5 protein-coding genes are annotated in these 3288 nt (G+C 66.8%); 4 read left to right on the top strand and 1 reads right to left on the bottom strand.

Features of this window, described 5'->3' with window-relative positions; translation table 11 throughout:
- The coding region (locus PKE44_RS16945) for a magnesium chelatase domain-containing protein (RefSeq protein ID WP_324553621.1) at positions 1 to 386 on the bottom strand (386 nt) is incomplete at its 3' end.
- 289 nt (positions 387 to 675) lie between these two features.
- Between PKE44_RS16945 and PKE44_RS16940 the strand changes: the two genes are divergently transcribed.
- The 4 genes from PKE44_RS16940 to PKE44_RS16925 all read left to right on the top strand — a co-directional run bounded on the left by PKE44_RS16940 (position 676) and on the right by PKE44_RS16925 (position 3136).
- A complete protein-coding gene (locus PKE44_RS16940; RefSeq protein ID WP_324553618.1) occupies positions 676 to 873 on the top strand; it encodes a CsbD family protein in 198 nt (65 codons plus the stop codon).
- Between the two features lie 95 nt (positions 874 to 968).
- The gene (locus tag PKE44_RS16935) at positions 969 to 1583 is read left to right on the top strand and encodes a hypothetical protein (RefSeq protein WP_324553616.1); all 615 of its coding nucleotides are present in this window, start codon (positions 969 to 971) and stop codon (positions 1581 to 1583) included.
- Between the two features lie 343 nt (positions 1584 to 1926).
- Positions 1927 to 2241 (top strand): DUF4389 domain-containing protein, encoded by a 315-nt coding sequence (locus PKE44_RS16930; RefSeq protein WP_324553614.1) that lies wholly within the window; start codon positions 1927 to 1929, stop codon positions 2239 to 2241.
- A gap of 121 nt (positions 2242 to 2362) precedes the next feature.
- On the top strand, positions 2363 to 3136 hold the full coding sequence (locus tag PKE44_RS16925) for a LysM peptidoglycan-binding domain-containing protein (RefSeq protein WP_324553612.1): 774 nt from the start codon (positions 2363 to 2365) through the stop codon (positions 3134 to 3136).
- The last annotated feature ends 152 nt before the right edge of the window (positions 3137 to 3288 follow it).

Raw genomic sequence — 3288 nt, 5'->3', positions numbered from 1 at the left:
GCCGCCAGTGCCGCCGGCAGCACGCCACGCACGCCGCGCAGCGCGCCGCCGAGCGCGAGTTCGCCGAGGCATTCGAGGGCGGCGAGCGGCTCGCCCGGCAGCTGGCCGCTGGCGGCGAGGATGCCGAGCGCGATCGGCAGGTCGAAGCGCCCGCCTTCCTTCGGCAGGTCGGCCGGGGCCAGATTCACGGTGATGCGCCGCTGCGGATATTCGTGGCGCGAGTTCAGGATCGCGCCGCGCACGCGGTCCTTGCTCTCCTTCACGGCCGCCTCCGGCAGGCCGACGATCGCCAGCCCCGGCAGGCCGTTCGACAGGTGGACCTCGACCGCGACCGGCGGCGCGTCGATGCCGAGCTGGGCGCGGCAGTGGGCGAGAGCGAGCGACATGCGGCGGGGCCTCCGTGCGGCGGCGAAATCCCTGATTCCGGCAGCATAGCCAGCCGTGGCCACACGGCCGCAGCCCCCGACATGAACGATTTTTAATCAGGGAATCTGTGCTTTTCGATCGAAAAAAATGACGCCTGCGGAACTACCCGCGAAATGCCCCGGTCTTTACCGCCGTCGGGACACGACGGGAATGCTTTCCCGCCCGACGGATCCCCAAACCGGCAAATTCAGGTTCGACCGTCGGCATTTCGCCGAGCGGGAACGGATTTGCCCTCAGGAGGAAACGACCATGAATGAAGACATCATCAAGGGCAAGTGGAAGCAGCTCAAGGGTTCGCTCAAGGCCAAGTGGGGCGATCTGACCGATGACGATCTCGACATCGCCGAAGGTAACAGCGACTACCTCGCCGGCCGCATTCAGGAACGTTACGGCCGCACCAAGGATGAAGCCAAGCGCGAAGTCGACGAATACACGCGCACGCTGTAATTCCTTCGTGATTCGCCCGGTGCCGGAAACGGCACCCGCCCGTCCTGATGCGGGCCCTTGATTCTCTGCCCATACCAAAACCGGATGCGCAACCGGTGGTACGCATCGTGCCACCGGTGCGCCCGGCCCCCCGGGAGTGGAACATCATGCGTAATGCTCACAGTGCCCTGTACAGCGCCGTTCTGGCCGGCATCCTGGCCATCGGCATCGGTTCCGCCGCACAGGCGGCGATGAGCGAGGCCCAGTACGATGCCGCCGTCAAGGCCGCCGATGCGCGCCTCAAGACCGACAAGGAAAGGTGTTCGACGATGTCCGGCAATGCCGAGGATGTCTGCAAGGCCCAGGCCGAAGCCGAACACACGCGCGTCACCGAACAGGCCAAGGCGGAAATGAAGGGCACCAGCAAGGCCCGTCTCGAAGCCGCCGAAGAAGTCGCTGAAGCCAATTACAAGGTTGCCAAGGAACGCTGTGATGATTTCTCCGGCGATCCGAAGGACATCTGCCTGAAGGAAGCCAAGGCCACCTACGAAAAGCAGAAGGCCGACATCACCGTGCTCGAAAAGGGCAATACGGCCGATGCCCGCAAGGATGCCAGGGAAACCAAGCGTGACGCCGATTTCGAAGTCGCCAAGGCCAAGTGCGACCAGTTCAGCGGCGACGTCAAGGACAAGTGCGTGAAGGATGCGAAGGCGACCTACAAGGTCGAATGAATCAGACCGCATCGCGATCCGGATTTCCCCGCCGGACCGATCCGTACTGATCGTACTGATCTGTACCGAGTTGCACCGATACGGACGCCACGCGCCGGCTGCGGCTGGATAGCGTGGCGTCCGTATCGGTTTGAGCGGTATTCGTGGCAATCCGATGACATTCGTCTGCGGACGCCGACGGGTACGCCCACGTGCCGCAGCGCGCTCTTCTTGTAACGGCGTGCAACCGCCCGATGAAATCCGCCGCGGGCGCCGCCATCTACGCTTGCAGCGACGCGTCGCCTGTCGTGCCGCGCGCCCGGCCGCCGTCCGGCGGTCGTCCACCTGCCCAGGTACCCGAACGATGGACGAACGACTGAAGACCAACCTGCGCCGCCAGAGCTTCTGGCAGCGCGCCGCCTACATGCTGGTGTTCGCGGTGATCCTCGGCTTTGCCGGCAGCCTCGCGGCGCTGCTCGCGCTGTTCCAGCTCGGCGCGCTGCTGCTGACCGGCGAGCCGAACGCGCGGCTGCGCCCGGTTGCCGACGGCCTGACGCGCTACCTGCTCCAGCTCTGGCGCTACCAGACCTTCCTGACCGAGACGCCGCCGTTCCCGTTCGCGGAGTGGCCGGTCAGCGACGCCGGCGCGCGCGAGCACATCGTGCTGCCGCACGGCTGATGCGGGTGCAAGTTCCGGCCGGGCCGCCGCGCGCCTCGCGTGCCGCGGCCCGGTCGCATTCCGCCGGGACTTCGCCGGCATTGCACCGATCTCCGGTGGCGTTGAAGCGCGGGGGGCCGCGATGGCGCTGACGCAGGGCTTCAAGGACACGATGACGGCCGCGGTCGCCGACCCGGCCGCCGCCGACTACGACACGGCACTGAAGGCCGAGATCGACGCCTACGTCGCCCGCTTCAAGGGCACGCCGGACTTCCCGGACCCGCTCGACTGGCGGCTGTTCAAGGCGCAGCTGCTGATCGAGAGCGGCGGCCCGCAGGGCAAGGTCTGGAAGGGCCGGGTCATGCAGATCGGCAACAAGGGCGATCCGGGCCTGTCGGTGGTGAAGGCCGCGGCCGAGGGCCGCATCGCCGATGCCGAAGGGGCTGACCTCGTGCTGTCGGCCGATCTCAAGTCGGCCATGAAGGACCCGAAGCAGTCGACCGACCAGCCGGTGCTGAACCTGCGCATCGGGCTCTGCTACCTGTTCGCGCGTCTGATCAAAAACATCCGCGACGAGGACATCATCGACACCTCGCGCCCGCCCGAGACCTACAAGGTGCTCAAGGGCGATTCGTGGTGGAAGATCGCCCGCCACTTCCGCATCAAGGTCAAGGACCTGCAGGACCTCAACAGCAGCGCCGTCACCAGGGGCCTGTTCCCGGGCCTGGAACTGCACGTGCGCTGGGGCAAGCACGTGCGCGAGCTGACCGGCTGGCGCACCTTCGACTACGCGACGATTGCCGATCGCTACAACGGCGGCGGCGATGCCGATTACGCCGACAAGCTCGAATTCGTGCACAAGCTGCTGCTCGCAGCGCCGAAACCGGCGCCGACACCGGGCGCGCCGAAGAAGTGAAATCGATCCTGCCCGGACGCCTGAGGTGAATGTGCAGCGCCGTTCTTCCGGTCCCGCCCCCCGCTGCCGCAATCGGCGAGCGGCCTTGAACCCCGATCCGGAATCCGGCACCCGGCTGCGCGCCGGCCTCGCCGCCGCGCTGCTGACGCTGG

The sequence above is a fragment of the Plasticicumulans sp. genome, assembly GCF_035331805.1.
Taxonomy (GTDB): Bacteria; Pseudomonadota; Gammaproteobacteria; order Competibacterales; family Competibacteraceae; genus Plasticicumulans.
The sequence above is the reverse complement of the archived record's forward strand: the minus strand, read 5'-3'. Positions and strand labels throughout refer to the sequence as shown.

Excerpts from the sequence above, each read along its gene's own strand:
- PKE44_RS16930 (WP_324553614.1), top strand. The coding sequence starts at position 1,927 with ATGGACGAACGACTGAAGACCAACCTGCGCCGCCAGAGCTTCTGGCAG.
- PKE44_RS16925 (WP_324553612.1), top strand. The coding sequence starts at position 2,363 with ATGGCGCTGACGCAGGGCTTCAAGGACACGATGACGGCCGCGGTCGCC.
- PKE44_RS16940 (WP_324553618.1), top strand. The coding sequence starts at position 676 with ATGAATGAAGACATCATCAAGGGCAAGTGGAAGCAGCTCAAGGGTTCG.